This is a genomic window from Marinomonas sp. A3A (genome assembly GCF_018336955.1).
In the GTDB taxonomy this organism is placed as follows: domain Bacteria; phylum Pseudomonadota; class Gammaproteobacteria; order Pseudomonadales; family Marinomonadaceae; genus Marinomonas; species Marinomonas lutimaris.
Genome location: NZ_CP025532.1, coordinates 1,288,895 through 1,304,709 on the forward strand (window position 1 = coordinate 1,288,895; position 15,815 = coordinate 1,304,709).

Below are 15,815 nucleotides of genomic sequence, written 5' to 3' on the forward strand. Positions count from 1 at the left end.
GAATGCTAAAGAGCATTCCTTTTTTTATATCTAAAATAATTAGCGTCATTATCTATTTTCTTGGTCTTTATTATGTGTGATTCACTATTATTTTATTTTTTCTTAGTTATATCGAATTTGGCAGGCTAATTGCTGTTTATGGCGATCTTTAATGCTTTCTAGGATATTTGTAGTGGACGTGTTCCTTTCTAAAAATCAATCATCGATTAAACGTTTTATAAAAGGAATTGATCGATACGATCAAACATTAAAATCGCTGAGTACTTGGTGGGAAAAAATAGCCTTAATTGGCAAGATTAATAGCTTTGAAGTCGCTTCGACGATTTTAGAAGACATGGATAATACCTTGGGGCAGTTCCATCTTCTTCAAAAACGCTTGATTGAAAGCCTGACAAACGAGCATGCACGAAAGGTCGTTATGCAAGATTTGTCCCGTTGTCAGATGGCTATTGATGTGTTAATTCGTAATCTTTTTGAGCGAACCGCGGATATTGGCTTTTTGGCTACAGATCGTGATGTTCTCCAGTTTTTTAAAAATAGCGATAGAAATGAAGGCGATAGCGTGTTTTTAAGGCAGCGCCTACAAGCTTATGTTGATATTTATTCTGTCTATCAAGATGCATTATTAGTAACGCCTGATGGTGAGTTGATCTTTCAGCTGAGCCAGCCTTCTCGAGGTGGCAAAGTACAGGATGAGTTAATCCGGCAAGCGATTAAAGATCCAGAACATTATGTAGAGTATTTCGGGCAAACAGATTTGATGGCAGGTTCCCAGCCAAATCTCTTGTACGCCAATGCGGTAAGGGATGAAGGGCGTGTTGTTGGGATTATTATTTTGTGTTTTCGTTTCCAAAATGAACTAGAAGAAATTACCAATCATCTTTTATTCGAACAGGAAGAGAATCATTTTCTGCTCTTAAATAGCGCGGGAAATGTGCTGTTTGCTCCACAAAGTTACCAACAGTTTTGTCCGACTCATCTATCTTTAAGCGCTTCGCCAAAAGTGGTATCGGTTCACCATAAAGACAGGGTTCAAGTGACGACTAAAGGTCAGCCTTATCAAGGTTATACGGGGCCTGAAAATTGGCATATGGGATCGTTATTGGCATTAGAAAATATGGATCGAGGGGTAAGCGATACACAGGATCATCAAACCTTAATTTCTGATCTTGCTGGGCTTATTTCAGCTGATTTGTTTGATATCCGTCATCGGTCTATCTCTATCAATGATGATTTAGAGTTGATTGTATTGAATGGTATTATTACGGCGGCTCGCAAAGATGCTGTAGAGTTTATGCCAGTATTAGAAGCGATCAAAAAAATTGGTCGAGATATAGACAATGTGTTTGCAAACTCCATCGATTCTTTATTTTCTACCATTATATCCGGCCAATTGAACGCGATACGATTGCAAGCCAGTTTGGCCGTAGACATTATGGATCGTAACCTGTACGAACGTGCAAATGATTGTCGCTGGTGGGGGTTGAGCACTTCGCTACAAACGGCATTATCTGCTCCCGATGTCGATAAAAAAAGTATTCGCCAGACGTTAGTAAAAATTCATTCTTTGTATACGGTGTATCACACGTTATACGTTTATGATCAGAACGGGCGTTATATTGCGTTTTCAGATGATGCTTGTCAGCATCGAGTTGGGCAGCATATCGAGTCCAATTCTGGTGGTCAGGCCGTGTTTCACATGCAAGATATCTACGCTTATAGTGTGTCGCCATTTTTACCTTTCGATTGCTATGATGGCGCTTATACTTACATTTATAATGCGGCCATTCGTAGTTCACAAAAAAACAATGAAGTGATTGGTGGCATTGGTGTCGTATTTGATTCTACTGTGGAGTTTCATGCCATTCTTAAGGATATTTTGCCAAGTGACAATGGTGTTATTAAAGCGGGCACTAAAGCTTTGTTTACCTCGGAAAAAGGCTTAGTTATTGCGAGTTCATCAGATGCTCATGCTATTGGGAGTGTCTTTTTTCCTACGGTTAATATGACCGAGTTGTACCGAGATGGTAGTACTGCTACGGCCATTAGGATGGATGATCAGGTGTATCTTATTGGCGCTGCGAGATCGAATGGATATCGTGAATACAAATGCCAAGATGGTTATGAGAATACGGTCATTTCTTGGGTGCTTGTTCCTTGTTAATGTGAATATATCAACATGATGTCATGGAAGACGTTCATGGTTTATTTCATTTCTCCTTCTTATTTTTCTAACTAAATCACTGATTAATCACTGTACTAATATTAAAAATTGAGTACCTTAATAAGAAGGTTTTATTCTTCTAGTTATGGCGTTTGTCCTAAGAAATATTGTATGAATTTAGAGTCATTATTTTCAATTACTCCCTTTAGTTGGAGCTCGGTTGCTACTGCTATTTTTTGTGGTGTCATTGTTGGTTTAGAACGACAGCTAAGAGGTAAGCCAGTAGGGATCAGAACCTCAGCGTTAATCGTGTTAGGTACTTATGTGTTTATTGCCTCATCGATGTTTGTTGCTGCTGAGACGACGGATCCATCACGAATTATTGGTCAGGTGATTACCGGAATTGGCTTTCTTGGTGCTGGCGTGATGTTGTCTAAGGATGGTGCTGTTATTGGTGTTACTTCTGCTGCGACAATCTGGACGCTTGCTGCAATTGGTGTTTGTATTGCTATTATCGGTTCTTATGTGGCGATAAAGCTGTCTATTATTGTGGTCGCTATTTTATATGGTGTGGATATTTTGGAGGAGTATTCGTCCGCTTTTACCCGTGGAGTACATTCTAAATACAGTCGTTGGCGTAAGAGAGATTAAAATGGTGTCAGGTTATCGGGTTAGTTGTGATCGTGAAGAAATGGAGTTTGATGCTATTCATAGTTACATATCAAACACGTATTGGGCAGAAGGCATACCTAAAGAAACGTTAAAAAAAGCACTGGATAACTCGCTGTGCTTTGGTGTTTTCTCGGCAGAAGGGAAGCAAGTTGGATTTGCTAGGATGATAACGGACCAAGCAACCTTTGCGTATTTGGCGGATGTGTTTATTGATGAAGCACATCGAGGCAAAGGCTTATCAAAGTGGCTGATGCAGGAAGTTCATGACCATCCATCACTGCAGGGATTGCGAAGAATCTTATTAGCGACCAAAGATGCTCATGGCTTATATCAACAGTTTGGTTACACACCGTTAAGTTCGCCAGCAACCTTTATGCAAAAATGGCAGCCTGACATTTATAAGGGATAGTCTATTCAGACTGCTCTACACAATTTCGCCCTTTATCTTTACCTCTATAGAGGGCTTTGTCTGCGCGTTTGATCATTTTTAGCGCGTTATCATTGTCTTTGTTGTATTCAGTCAAGCCTTGAGTAATGGTCAGTACTAAATTAAGGCTACTGAATTTTTGTTTAGAAATAAGGACTCTTAATTTTTCTGCGATACTCGCGGCTTCACTTTTTGTCGTATTTGGCAAAATAATGATAAATTCCTCTCCACCAAAGCGAGCAAGAATGTCGTTCTTTCTTATGGCTTGTGAAAGATTGCTGGCTATTTCTATCAAACAGATATCGCCAATGTCATGCCCATACATATCGTTTATTTTTTTAAAGTAATCAATATCAATAAGTATCAGGCTTAAAGAGGATGAGCTGGCGTCTGCACTGTCTAATTCTTTGCTGAAATGTAGGTTTAAGCCTCTTCTGTTGAATAGTCCTGTTAAGGGGTCTTGGATGTTTTCATTTTTTAGTTGTTGCGTAAGTTCAGTATATCTTTTTAAGAAAAAGCGACCAAAAACGCCACTAAAAATGATAGACGTTGTTAACCAAAAACCTCGGTCTATTGATTTTTGTTCGGAATACATCGCCCCCGTTAAGTCAGTAATATGCTGACTGAAAATAGTCGCTAATATGATAGCTATCGCTAAAATGATAGTGACAATTAAAGACTCCCGATAGCCTCCAATAAGAGCCGCCATAATCGGGTAAAGAGGTAATAGATAGGCTACTTGGCTATTTACACCACCGGAAAGGGCAAATGAAGGAGTGATAATGATGATGGCTACGAGTAGAGACAATATGATCTCTAGTGTGGGAAAAATGTTAAAACGAACAATAATATAGAGACTTGTCACTATTGCTAAATCTAACAGGCCAATCCAAGTAAAGTAGATTGGGAGTTGAACAAGCAAGGGGCGTAAGGTTAGATCAATAAGTAAGGTTAAAATTGATAGTTCCACTATGCGCAATATGAGTTTATGGCTCAGCTGATGTTGTGTATTGTCTGGCATAGTTTTGTGCCACTGTCCTTTTTTAGATATAAGTAAAAGAGTTTAGAGAGAAGGTGTTCATGGTTTCCAGTCGCCAACTTTACTCTAGAGCGAGATGGTTATTCGATTCTTTTTCAATTAAGTCTCTATATTTTTGTCTCTTTTTAGCAACGAAAAAAGACAAAATCTAGTAAGTGGCTTCAAAGTAGAGTAAACCAAGCAAATAAAGCACAACTATATGCTAGATTCATTCGCTATGTTGTTATGTGTTGTAAGGAGTATTTAATGAAGGTAAAGAATCGTTTAATGGCATTTGGTGCTTTGTGGTGTGGTTTAGCGGCTTTGCCTGCTGCTGCGGCAACTTTTGAAGTACCAAGAACTTTTGAAATTATGTATGTTGACCTTGAAGGGGCGAGGCAATTTGGTAATGATTTTAAAGTAGATATTGATGAAGGTCAGCATCAAATTGTTGTACGTTTTAATAATTTGTTTCGCAGTGGCGGTGATACTCAAGTGTTTCAATCTGAGCCGGTTGTTCTGGATTTACAGTTTGAAAAAGATACCCATTTCACCTTAAAAGCGCCTTACATATCGACTCAAAAGCAAGCAGAGGCGAATGCTAAGGATCCTCAGTTTACGATTGTTGATGAAAAGAGTGGCAAAGAAATTAATTATCAACAACAAGTTTTGACGACTAAATCTGGTTTTCAAAATACCCGCGATTACGTGACAGAAATTGAGCGTTTAACAGCAAAGAATGCTCCTGCTCCAAGTGATGGACCTGCTGCTGCTCCGATTGTACTGACGGAAGATGTTGCATTAGAAATGATGCAGTTTTGGTACAACCGATCCGATGAAGCAACGCGAAAAGAAATGCGTATTTGGATTGCTGATGATATGTACAAACCAACGGTGTCAAATATTCAGTTAGAAATGTCTCAGTTTTGGTTCAACAAAGCAGACAGAGAAGCGAAAAAAGCCTTTCAGGCTTGGCTTGTTGAATAGCATATACCTAATTGTCTGATCAAAAAAAACGCTCAATATTAGTTGAGCGTTTTTTTTTGATCTATTAAATATTTCTTAAGCGGTTGCTTGGGTCTTAGCAAACTTTTGGTTGAATTTATCATTAACCCAAAGTGCTAATAATATAATGCCGCCGCCAATGCTTAAGCGTAAAATATCTGCATCTCGGTTCCAGAAAATCACATTGACTAATATGCCAGCAGGGATTAGCAGGTTATTAGCCACAGCCAATGTACCAATATTCACCATGGTCGCGCCTTTATTCCAAGCAAAGTAACCTAAGCCCGATGCAATCACACCTAGGTAAGTCAAAATAGACCATTGCAGCGTTGTTGTTGGCAGCTTATCTGGATTTCCTAGTGCTAGGTAACATGGAATAACAACCGCTAATGCGCCAAGGAAGAACCAACCAAAGACAGTGCGTTGAGGTAGGTCTGGACGTTCTTTTGCAATTATACGTTTATAGCCTACCTGACCAGAAGCAAAGCAAATATTAGCGCCTTGAACGATTAATAGCCCCTTAATAAAGCCTTCATCTATTCCTTGATAGCGAATGGCTACGGCACCAAGAATCGCTAGTATTGCACTGATGGCAAAGCCAATATTAAGACGGCGATCAAGCATGTCATTAATGAGTGTGACATACAGAGGTGTCATTACAGTAAAAAGCAGGACTTCAGGAACGGACAGATACAAGAAGGATTGATAATAAAATCCATACATAATACCAAGCTGTAAAGCACCGCAGATCATTAATTTAAAGGCAATTTTCGCCTCAATCTGACGAAGTTTTAAGAAGGGTAAGAAAACCACTGTTGCAAGTGTGACACGCATTAACACAGAGAACCAGGCATCGACCTGACCTGCAAGATATACCCCAATCAAGCTAAACGAAAAAGCCCATAGTAGGGTGACCGCAATGAGTATTGGCATATTGATTGATTCCAGATGAAAATTTTCGCAAAGTTTACCGACTTCTAGATGAATGGTAAAACAGTTTACTTTTTTATTTTTATTAGTTTACTAATGTGTCGATAGTGTGCCTTTTGTTGGTGGATCTTTTTATCTGCAAGATTGGGGGGAAAATGATTTTATTCAGATAATCAGCGTTTTGTTGATCTGTCTTCGGTATTGTCGACATTACCTTTCTAGTTACTGCAAAACCTTGATCTAGATTAATAATTTAATTTTTTATCCTGTTACCTTTTTTGTCACAGACATTTTATTTGATCAAAAAAGGAATCGATTATGAAAGCTTTACTTCCTGTTGCTCTTGTTTCTGCGCTTTGCTCATCTGTTGTGTTAGCGCATGATGCTGGTGATATTTTTGTTCGTGGTGGTCTTGCGGTAGTGATGCCAAATGAGAGTAGTGATGATGTTGCGGACTCAGGTGAATTAGAACTTAACAATGATACTCAAGTTGGTGTGACGCTTACTTACATGCTGACCGATCAATTTGGTGTAGAAGTGCTAGCGGCGACGCCGTTTACACATAAAGTATCGACTAAAGGATTAGGTGAAATAGCTGAAGTATCTCACTTGCCTCCTTCTATCATGGCGCAATATTACTTTGGTCAATCGAACAGCCAAATCCGTCCTTATATTGGAGCCGGCTTGAATTACACTATTTTCTTTGATGAAAAAGGTAAAGGATCGACTTTGGGTGGAACGGACGTAAACCTTGATAATTCTTTGGGCTTAGCGGCTCAGGTTGGTGTAGACGTGAACTTTGCTGAAAACTGGTTTGCCAATGCTTCTCTTTGGTACATGGATATCAATACTGATGTACATACTGTTGCTGGTACTTTTGATGCAGACATTGACCCAATTACCTTTATGGCAAGTGTTGGTTATACCTTCTAAAGGTTTATCTAAGTGTTAAAAAAAAGGCTTTGATTTTCTAATCAAAGCCTTTTTTATTGTGCTATTTCATAAGACTGAGGTAGGCTTTTTCATTTTAATGTAGATGCCTCATTTCTCATGGAAAAACAATGTCATTAGAATTTTCACCCGAACTTGAACGTCATTGCCGTGTTTTTTTGCAAGCTCAAGGGCATGCGGACTCAGCTCATGATTTGAGCCATATTTCCCGCGTGGTAAAAGTTGCAAAAAAACTTGCTCTTGAAGAGAGCGCAGACTTAGCTGTTGTGGTTCCTGCTGCTTGGCTTCATGATTGCGTCTCTTTGCCAAAAAATCACCCAGAGCGGCACTTAGCCTCAACATTGGCTGGCGATAAAGCGATTGAGTTCTTAACGTCGATTTATTATCCCAGTGAGTATTTCGATGCAATACATCATGCCATTCGTGCACACAGCTTTAGCGCCAATATTCCCCCAAACACTCTTGAAGCCAAAATCGTCCAAGATGCTGATCGTTTAGATGCGCTGGGAGCGGTTGGTATTGCGCGCTGTATGCAAGTGAGTGGCGCCTTAAATCGTCCTTTATACTCTTGGAACGACCCGTTTTGTGAAACGCGTGAGCCTAATGATGCGCTTTACTCTATTGATCATTTTTATACTAAGCTATTTTGTATTGCGGATAGTTTGAACACGCCTTCTGCACAGTTAGAGGGAAGAAGGCGTCAAGAGGTTATGCGTGTTTTTTTAGACTATTTAGCGTTAGAAATTTAAATATGCTCAAGCAAACAGTAAGTAACAATTACCTTGCTCTATTCCGACGGTCGCTTTTTTAAGGTGACTGCCTTGGCAGGGCCCGGCGATACAGGTGCCGTCTAGTGGAGAGAAAAGGGCACCGTGATGATGGCATTTTAAATAATCACCTTCGTCATCTAATGCTGGGTCAGATGACCAATTCAGTTGCTTTTTTTGATGAGGACATAAGTTCTCATAAGCAAGAATTTGACCTTTTTGCTTAGTGACTAAAAAGTTGTTTTTTTCTACTTTTATGTTTAACGCTTTACCTTCAGGAAGGTTTTGCGCATTAGGGATAAGATACTTCTTAAACACGTGATTACCGCACTTTTTTTATAATGAATGTTGTTTATTTCAGTAGAATTGACGCTTTCCATAATCATGCGAACTAGAGTGAGAGCAAAAGATGTCGCATTCTAGCGGTGTTTTCTTTTCAATTATACTGTCTACTAAGTGAATGAAGTTCAGCAAAGCGTCAGTTAAATAAACTTTCCGTGAGTAAAGACTCTAAAGCGCTATGAGTGATGAGTCAATATGCAAGAATTGAGTTAGTTGATTTTAGATCGTTGCTTGCTTATGGCAAGCTCCTTATAATTGCCCGCTATGACTAAAAAAACTCCAGCAAAACCTTCACGTAAGTCCCCGACTCAAAAGAAAAAAACACCTAGATCTTCCTTTTTGAAGAGGATGTTCCGTGCCTTTTTTAAATGGGGGTTAATTATTGCTTTGATTGGGAGTATTCCTTTTGCCGGCTGGGTATGGTGGCTAAACGGACAAGTTGTTAGCCGTTTTGAGGGGCAAAAGTGGCAAGTTCCTTCAGAGGTTTACAGTGCACCTATTATTTTATCGAGTGGGGCACCTTGGAAAAAACAAGATTTAGAAAATTTATTGGAAGAAACTGGCTATCGATTTGGCCGAAACAGTCAAAACGTAGGGTGGGCGGCTCGTAGTCAAACAAAAGTCAGTGCGCATTTGCGTTCCTATGTTGATCATCTTGGTTTTCATGAAAGTGAAAGACGCATTTTTTCGTTCCAAGATGGTCGCTTGATTATCCAAGCTCTGAACGGTGATGAAATAAACGAAGCAAGAATTGAGCCTCAACGTATTGGCTTCCTCTATGGTGGTAATACCGAAAGCCGCCAGATTTTAACCTACGATGATATTCCTAAGCCCCTGATTGATATTTTGATTGCAGTAGAGGATCGTGACTTCTATCAGCATTGGGGGATTTCCCCAACGGGGATTGCGCGAGCAGCGTTCGTTAACCTAACTCATGGCTCAAGACGCCAAGGTGGCTCAACGTTAACTCAGCAGCTTGTGAAGAACATGTACCTTACTTCTGAGCGAACTTACACGCGCAAGCTGACCGAAGTGGTGATGAGCTTATTGCTTGAGTACCATTACTCAAAAGAAGCCATTCTCACGGCTTATATGAACGAAGTGTATTTAGCGCAGTTAGGTAGTAGTGCTTTGCATGGTTTTGCTGCAGCAAGTCAGCATTTTTTTGGTCGTCCATTGAATGAGTTGAACCTCGATGAATTCGCTTTGCTCGTTGGTATGGTTAAAGGTCCTTCACTTTATAATCCTGAGCGCTCTCCAAATCGTGCAAAAGATCGTCGTAATACCGTATTAGCAATATTAAAGAACCAGGGGCGATTGTCTGAGGCAGATTATAACAGCCTCATAAAGCAACCGATTCGACTTGCTGATAAGCAAAAAGAACGTTCTGTGTTTGGTGACTATTTGGATTTGGTTGCCATGCAATTGTCACGAGATTTTGATGAAACGACGTTAGCGACGAAAAACCTACGCATTTATACCGGTGTCGATATACGAGCGCAACGAGCGGCAAGTTTAGCAATGCAGCGTCAAGTGGCTGCATTGGAAAAGCGCGACCCTAGACTAAATGGTTTGCAAGGTGCCATGGTTGTGACCGACCGACTAACGGGGCAAGTACGTGCCGTGGTTGGCTCTAGTGGACAGAATTATACCGGCTTTAACCGAGCGCTAGGGGCGGTCAGGCCAATTGGATCATTAGTAAAACCACCACTTTATTTATCGGCGTTAGCAACAGGACGTTATACATGGTGGACTGAAATAGAAGATAAAAAGCTGCGATTTAATGTAGGTGGTCAGATCTGGGAGCCAGAAAACTATGATCGAAGAACTCATGGCGTCGTACACCTTTATGAAGCCATGGCGAAATCCTATAACCTAGCGACTGTTTCGTTAGCTCAGCAAATCGGCTTTGATCGAGTGGGTGATACTTTGCGACAGTTGGGTGTGAAGCGCCACTTTACAATGCATCCAGCAATGGCATTGGGTGCATTAGAATTATCGCCGTTCGAAGTGTCGCGCTTATATCAACCGATTGCTTCTCAGGGAAAAAGTAGTGAACTAGGCGTCGTGCTTGCGGTCATGGATCAAAAAGATCAACTAATGAAACGCTTTAATCAGCAAAATGATGTGCCTTTTACTGATGCTTTACTTGCTGTAACTCTGGATGGAATGACGAAAACGCCGAAAATTGGTACTGCCAGAGCTGCTCAGGCTGCTTTCCCTGATTTGAATTTCGCAGCGAAAACAGGAACAACCAATCAGCAAAAAGACAGCTGGTTTGTTGGTATTACGGGGGATTATTCCTCTACGGTATGGCTTGGTGATGATAATAATGTGCCGCTAAGTATTACTGGTAGCACTGGCGCATTGAAAGTGTGGGTGGATTTTACCAAAAATGTAAACCCAAGATCTTTGCCTGATACTTTGCCTAACGGAGCTGCTCGTTACAATGTGTTGGGTAGTAAGTTTGAGATCGCTGCAGACCGTTGCAAAGACAAGACTCCGTTAGCTTTTATTTTGGGTACTGAGCCAAAAGATAGTACTTCATGTTTTTGGCCTTTCTAAATTCATCTAGATGAAATTAGAAAAGAAGATTGATAATTGTTTTGTTCTTATATAGCCTTTTAGTTTGTTGAAAATTAATAAATTGCTTTCATTTTTAAAAGTTAAGTAATTGTTGTTGAAGGTTATTGGTGCCTTTATGGAAGTAGGATATTAAGGCGACTTGGGAAAAGTTGCCGAGATGAGAAGCACGTTACAATGCTTCTTAGAAATAACACCACCTTATATATGCAAAAGAAAAAAGCTTCGCTTATCGTTTGAATTTTATTTGTAAGGGAGTGGCGCTATATGCGGCTGCACACACACATGGTTTGCTGTTTATTAGCGGTGACTTTTTTTAATACCGATATTGCTCTCGCACAAGAAGAAGCGTCCTCTTGTGAGTTTCTTACCGCGTCTGGTAACTCCGAATATCCGCCTTTTTTGTGGCGCGAAACCTCTACATCAACAGAGCTTCATGGTGTGAATCGCATCATTATTGATGAATTAAGCCACCGTATTGATATTCCTATTAAGTTGATTCATGTGGGGCCTTGGTCACGTGCTCAAGGTGAAGTAAAGAGTGGTCGCGTTGATCTTATGGCTGGTGCTTTTTACACCAATGAACGAGCCGATTATATGGATTATTTCACACCAGTGATGTTGCATACGGCAAGCGGAGTTTGGCAGCGTAAAGATAAGCGTTTTCCATTTAGTAGAAAAGAAGACTTAGTCGGAAAGTGGGGAGTGACTGTCATTAATAACAGTTTTGGTCAAGACTTTGATCAATATGCCCAACGTAACCTTAATATTTTAGCGGTAGCTAGCTTGTCACAAGCGTTACGTATGTTGGCTGCGGATCGCGTTGATTATGTGTTGTATGAAAAAAATCCAGCGCAGGCCTATGCCGCCATATTAGGACTATCTGATACTATTGTTCCTGTACTGCCTTATATCAGTAGCGAGGGTCTTTATTTGACTATGTCTAAGAAATCCCCTTGCAACATCGCGGCCATCAAGCAAAAGATTGCCATTGCTTTACAGGAAATGAAACAAGAGGGAGTCACTGAACAAGCTGTGCTCGATGGTGTTCAGGAATGGGAGGCCCGAAGTCGAGCTGGTATCGCTCTACAATAGTAGCTAACCAATAAAAAGAGAAAGGAAGATAAAGCCATACGGCCGCTGTCTCCCTTTATCTTGTTTTTTATTGATTATTTTTTCTGCTACAAAGATTCATATAGGCTAATCCATTGGTCCGTAACAGCCTCCCAGCTGTAGTCATAACCCATCGCATTTTTCTGCTTTTCCTGCCAACGATTCCTATCATGAAAGCATTCAATACTGCGCTCCATTGCTGCCTGTAAGGACGCTGCATTAGCGTCTTTGAAAACAAAACCATTTGCTCGTTCACCTTCTTCGAACACGGTATCTGCTAGCCCACCAGTTTGTCTTACTACGGGTAATGTTCCGTATTTGAGCGCATAGAGTTGTGTTAAGCCACAAGGCTCAAAGCGTGATGGAATGAGAAGCGCGTCGATGCCTGCTTGAAGTCGGTGTGAGTAGTCTTCAAAATATCCTATGCGCACAGCAACTTGATCTGGGTAATTGTTTTGAAGTTCTAAATACCCAGATTCTAAATGCTTGTCACCTGAACCCAGTACGACAAGTCGAGCGCCTTTTTCCAATAACGCTGGCATAACTTGTAAAACAAGATCTAATCCCTTTTGTTCAGTGAGTCGGCTAACAACACCAAACACTGGTTGGTTTAAGTCTTCTGATAAGCCATTTTCTTGCAATAAAGCGAGCTTATTTGCTTGTTTTTCAATAAGTGTGTCTGTGCTGTAATTTTGTGGAATTAGAGTGTCTTTCTCTGGAGACCATTGGTCGTAGTCGACACCATTTAAAATGCCAACTAACTTGTCTTGCATCGCTCTGAGTGTCCCATCTAAACCGTCGCCGTATTCCGGGGTGAGGATTTCTTGCGCATAGGTTGGGCTGACTGTAGTGACTGCGTTCGCATAGACTAGTCCAGCTTTAAGGCCAGAGAAGCGCCCGTAAAACTCCATGCCGTGCATACTGAGTAATTCCGGCGATAAGTGCATGGCTGAAAATTGATTCATGTCAAAACTACCGTTATAACGTAAATTATGTACGGTTGTGACAACAGGTATGTGCTCTGTTTTCCAGCTTTCAAGATAAGCGGCGGCAAAGCCTGTTTGCCAATCATTTAAGTGCAGTATATCTGCTTGCCAATCCATTAGGTCTCCATGCAGTGCTAACGTAGCTGTAGCCCATGATAGCGCTGCAAAACGCAGATGGTTGTCCGCGAAATCAAGGCCGTCTTTATCGACATAAGGACCGTCCTCTCGCTCATAGAGTGCTTGGCATTGTAGTAACCAAATTGGCGTATCATTTTCGGGGATATGGGATTCAAGAAGTAACAAATCTCCGACGCCAAATGGATTTCCTAGGTTGATACTCTTTTGAATTGGCGCTACCTTTTCAAGTATGCCTTGGTAAGCAGGCATGATAAGTTTGACATCGTGGCCTTTTTTTCTCAAAGCAACGGGTAGAGCGCCTGCAACATCGGCTAATCCACCGGTTTTAATTAGAGGGTAAATTTCGGAGGCAGCAAATAGTATTTTCATTATTAGGCATCTTATTGATTTGGAATAATGATAAGAGTATACCTAAATGAAACCTCGAATAGAGTGTGTTGATAAAAATTTTAAGGGCATCACATGGATTTAAATACGGCGCGTATGAAAACTCTGTCCATTATTCTAGCCGGTGGACGTGGTTCAAGATTAAAGCAATTAACAGATAATCGTTCAAAGCCTGCAGTGCCTATTGCCGGTAAGTATAAAATTATTGATTTTCCACTATCTAACTGCATTAACTCAGGCATGCGTCGCATCGCTGTACTGACCCAATACCGCTCCCACACTCTAAATCAACATGTTCAAAGGGGTTGGAATTTTCTACGTTCAGACTTCAACGAATTTATAGAGCTGTGGCCTGCTCAGCAACAGACTGGTGGTGATTGGTATCGTGGTACGGCAGATGCGGTTTATCAAAATTTGAGCATGATTGATGGTTTGGAAAGTGAGTATATTTTGATTCTTGCTGGTGACCATGTTTACAAGCAAGATTACAGTCTTATGCTACAAGAGCATATTGAAAGCGGAGCGGATGTAACTGTTGCTTGCATAGAAGTTCCGCTGAAAGAAGCGGATCAGTTCGGCATCATGCATGTGGATGAAGACGACAATATTATTGCGTTTGAGGAAAAGCCCTCTAACCCTCCAACTATGCCCGGCAAGCCTGATGTGTCCCTTGCGAGCATGGGGATTTATATTTTTAACACTAAATTCTTGTCTGATAACTTGCGTTCAGATGCGAGTGACGATGCATCGAGCCATGATTTCGGTAAGGATTTGATCCCCTTATTTGTTGGTCGCAGTAAAATTAAGGCGCATCATTTTGCGAACAGTGTCATAGATAACAAGAGCTATCCTGATGAGCCTTATTGGCGTGATGTAGGGACGTTGACGGCCTATTGGGAAGCCAATATGGACCTGACTCGTTTGGTTCCTGAATTGGATTTATACGATGAAGAGTGGCCGATTCGTACTGCTCAATATCAGCGTCCAGCTGCTAAATTTAACTACAATTACGAAGAGCGAATTGGCACTGCGCTGAATTCTGTTGTGTCTGCGGGTTGTATTGTATCTGGCTCAACGGTTGAGCAGTCCATCTTGTTTAATAACGTTCGAGTGAACTCTTACTCTCACGTGAATAAGTCTGTCATATTGCCGCGTTGCGATATTGGTCGACATTGTCGCTTGAATAAAGTAGTTGTGGATTCGGATTGCTGTATTCCAGAAGGAACGGTCATCGGGGAAGATCCGGTTGCTGATGCAGCGCGCTTTTACCGCAATTCGGATGGCATTACTTTGGTGACACAAGGCATGATCGAAGCATTATCTGACTAGTTTATTGTGGTTTGGTTGTTTTTTTATGTGACGGAAAGCCGCTTTATTAAGCGGTTTTTTTATGCCTGAAGTAAGTGGCTATGTTGTTTTTCGCTGCCACTGGGTAACTTATATCAAACTAATCTCTCTCTTATGCTTGAAAAAAGATAAATTGGGCGCATTAGTAGGGTTTAGATTTTCGTTATTAGATTGTGTGTCGGTTATCCCCGTAACCTGTGGATAACCCTATTGGTGAACCTTTGATAACTTACGCAAAAGCAGTCACTATGCAGCTTTTGGTATAGGTGTTCATTTCTTCTGCAGTGTTTGGTTTAACATACGTTATTTGGCAGATGTGTTTATATTTTCACCTGAAAATGAGGATGTTTTATGTTTACGGGTATTGTTCAGGGCAAAGCGACGGTCCAGACCGCGAGTCAAGTTGGGCGTAATAAGCGTCTTGAAATTATGTTTCCTGCTGGTGTGATGTTGAGTCAGCAACTTGGTGCCAGTGTTGCGATCAATGGTGTTTGTCTTACGGTTGCGGAAATTGGCCATGATGTGCTGACATTTGATGTTATTGATACTACTTTGGCATTAACCAACATTGGTTTGTTGCAGACTGGAGATGTGGTTAATTTTGAGCGTGCTGCAAAAATGGGCGATGAGATTGGTGGTCATGTTATGTCTGGCCACATTATGACCTCTGTCACCGTATCGCGTATCGAGAGAATTGAAGAAAGTGTGCATATTCGCTTTACCACGGATCGTCAAAAAGAAGTGGACGCTAGACGTTATTTATTCAATAAAGGTTATGTTGGCTTGAATGGCGCTAGTTTGACGATAAGTGATATTGGTAATGATTGGTTGGAAGTTTCTTTGATTCCTGAAACGCTTAGGCTAACGACGTTTAGTAGCTTGTCGGTTGGCGATAAAGTGAACCTTGAAATAGATGCTCATACACAGGCGACAGTAGATACCGTTGAGCGCATTCTAAAAGAGCGAGGGATTGTCTTACCGTAAA

14 protein-coding genes are annotated in these 15,815 nt (G+C 40.9%); 10 read left to right on the top strand and 4 right to left on the bottom strand.

Features of this window, described 5'->3' with window-relative positions; genetic code table 11:
* The first annotated feature begins 172 nt into the window (after positions 1–172).
* The 3 genes from CYL31_RS05995 (at position 173) to CYL31_RS06005 (ending at position 3,245) form a co-directional block, all read left to right on the top strand.
* Positions 173–2,164 (top strand): hypothetical protein, encoded by a 1,992-nt coding sequence (locus CYL31_RS05995; protein WP_212918034.1) that lies wholly within the window; start codon positions 173–175, stop codon positions 2,162–2,164.
* 171 nt (positions 2,165–2,335) lie between these two features.
* A complete protein-coding gene (locus tag CYL31_RS06000) occupies positions 2,336–2,815 on the top strand; it encodes an MgtC/SapB family protein (protein WP_212918035.1) in 480 nt (159 codons plus the stop codon).
* Position 2,816: 1 nt separating this feature from the next.
* Complete coding sequence (locus tag CYL31_RS06005) at positions 2,817–3,245, top strand: GNAT family N-acetyltransferase (protein WP_212918036.1); 429 nt, start codon at positions 2,817–2,819, stop codon at positions 3,243–3,245.
* Between the two features lies 1 nt (position 3,246).
* On the opposite strand, the gene CYL31_RS06010 is transcribed toward CYL31_RS06005, so the two are convergent.
* On the bottom strand, positions 3,247–4,284 hold the full coding sequence (locus CYL31_RS06010; RefSeq protein WP_212918037.1) for a GGDEF domain-containing protein: 1,038 nt from the start codon (positions 4,282–4,284) through the stop codon (positions 3,247–3,249).
* Between the two features lie 264 nt (positions 4,285–4,548).
* On the opposite strand from CYL31_RS06010, the gene CYL31_RS06015 reads away from it, so the two are divergent.
* Entirely contained in the window at positions 4,549–5,268 is a 720-nt protein-coding gene (locus tag CYL31_RS06015) for a YccT family protein (RefSeq protein WP_212918038.1), read from the top strand.
* Positions 5,269–5,343: 75 nt separating this feature from the next.
* Here CYL31_RS06015 and CYL31_RS06020 read toward each other — a convergent pair whose 3' ends face one another.
* Entirely contained in the window at positions 5,344–6,219 is an 876-nt protein-coding gene (locus CYL31_RS06020) for a carboxylate/amino acid/amine transporter (protein WP_212918039.1), read from the bottom strand.
* Between the two features lie 315 nt (positions 6,220–6,534).
* On the opposite strand from CYL31_RS06020, the gene CYL31_RS06025 reads away from it, so the two are divergent.
* Positions 6,535–7,149, top strand: a complete 615-nt coding sequence (locus CYL31_RS06025) for an OmpW family outer membrane protein (protein ID WP_212918040.1) — start codon at positions 6,535–6,537, stop codon at positions 7,147–7,149.
* Between the two features lie 128 nt (positions 7,150–7,277).
* Complete coding sequence (locus CYL31_RS06030) at positions 7,278–7,916, top strand: HD domain-containing protein (RefSeq protein WP_212918041.1); 639 nt, start codon at positions 7,278–7,280, stop codon at positions 7,914–7,916.
* Between the two features lie 6 nt (positions 7,917–7,922).
* Here the strand turns inward: CYL31_RS06030 and CYL31_RS06035 are convergent, their stop codons facing one another.
* On the bottom strand, positions 7,923–8,252 hold the full coding sequence (locus tag CYL31_RS06035) for a Rieske (2Fe-2S) protein (protein ID WP_212918042.1): 330 nt from the start codon (positions 8,250–8,252) through the stop codon (positions 7,923–7,925).
* 288 nt (positions 8,253–8,540) lie between these two features.
* Here CYL31_RS06035 and CYL31_RS06040 point away from each other — a divergent pair, with 288 nt between their 5' ends.
* Together CYL31_RS06040 and CYL31_RS06045 are read left to right on the top strand one after the other, a co-directional pair.
* Positions 8,541–10,841 (top strand): transglycosylase domain-containing protein, encoded by a 2,301-nt coding sequence (locus CYL31_RS06040; protein ID WP_212918043.1) that lies wholly within the window; start codon positions 8,541–8,543, stop codon positions 10,839–10,841.
* A gap of 285 nt (positions 10,842–11,126) precedes the next feature.
* The gene (locus CYL31_RS06045) at positions 11,127–11,954 is read left to right on the top strand and encodes a substrate-binding periplasmic protein (protein WP_212918044.1); all 828 of its coding nucleotides are present in this window, start codon (positions 11,127–11,129) and stop codon (positions 11,952–11,954) included.
* Between the two features lie 86 nt (positions 11,955–12,040).
* Here CYL31_RS06045 and glgA read toward each other — a convergent pair whose 3' ends face one another.
* Positions 12,041–13,465 (bottom strand): glycogen synthase GlgA, encoded by a 1,425-nt coding sequence (gene glgA, locus CYL31_RS06050; protein ID WP_212918045.1) that lies wholly within the window; start codon positions 13,463–13,465, stop codon positions 12,041–12,043.
* A gap of 93 nt (positions 13,466–13,558) precedes the next feature.
* Between glgA and glgC the strand changes: the two genes are divergently transcribed.
* On the top strand, positions 13,559–14,812 hold the full coding sequence (gene glgC, locus CYL31_RS06055; protein ID WP_212918046.1) for a glucose-1-phosphate adenylyltransferase: 1,254 nt from the start codon (positions 13,559–13,561) through the stop codon (positions 14,810–14,812).
* Positions 14,813–15,181: 369 nt separating this feature from the next.
* Positions 15,182–15,814 (top strand): riboflavin synthase subunit alpha, encoded by a 633-nt coding sequence (locus CYL31_RS06060; protein ID WP_212918047.1) that lies wholly within the window; start codon positions 15,182–15,184, stop codon positions 15,812–15,814.
* Position 15,815 lies beyond the last annotated feature (1 nt).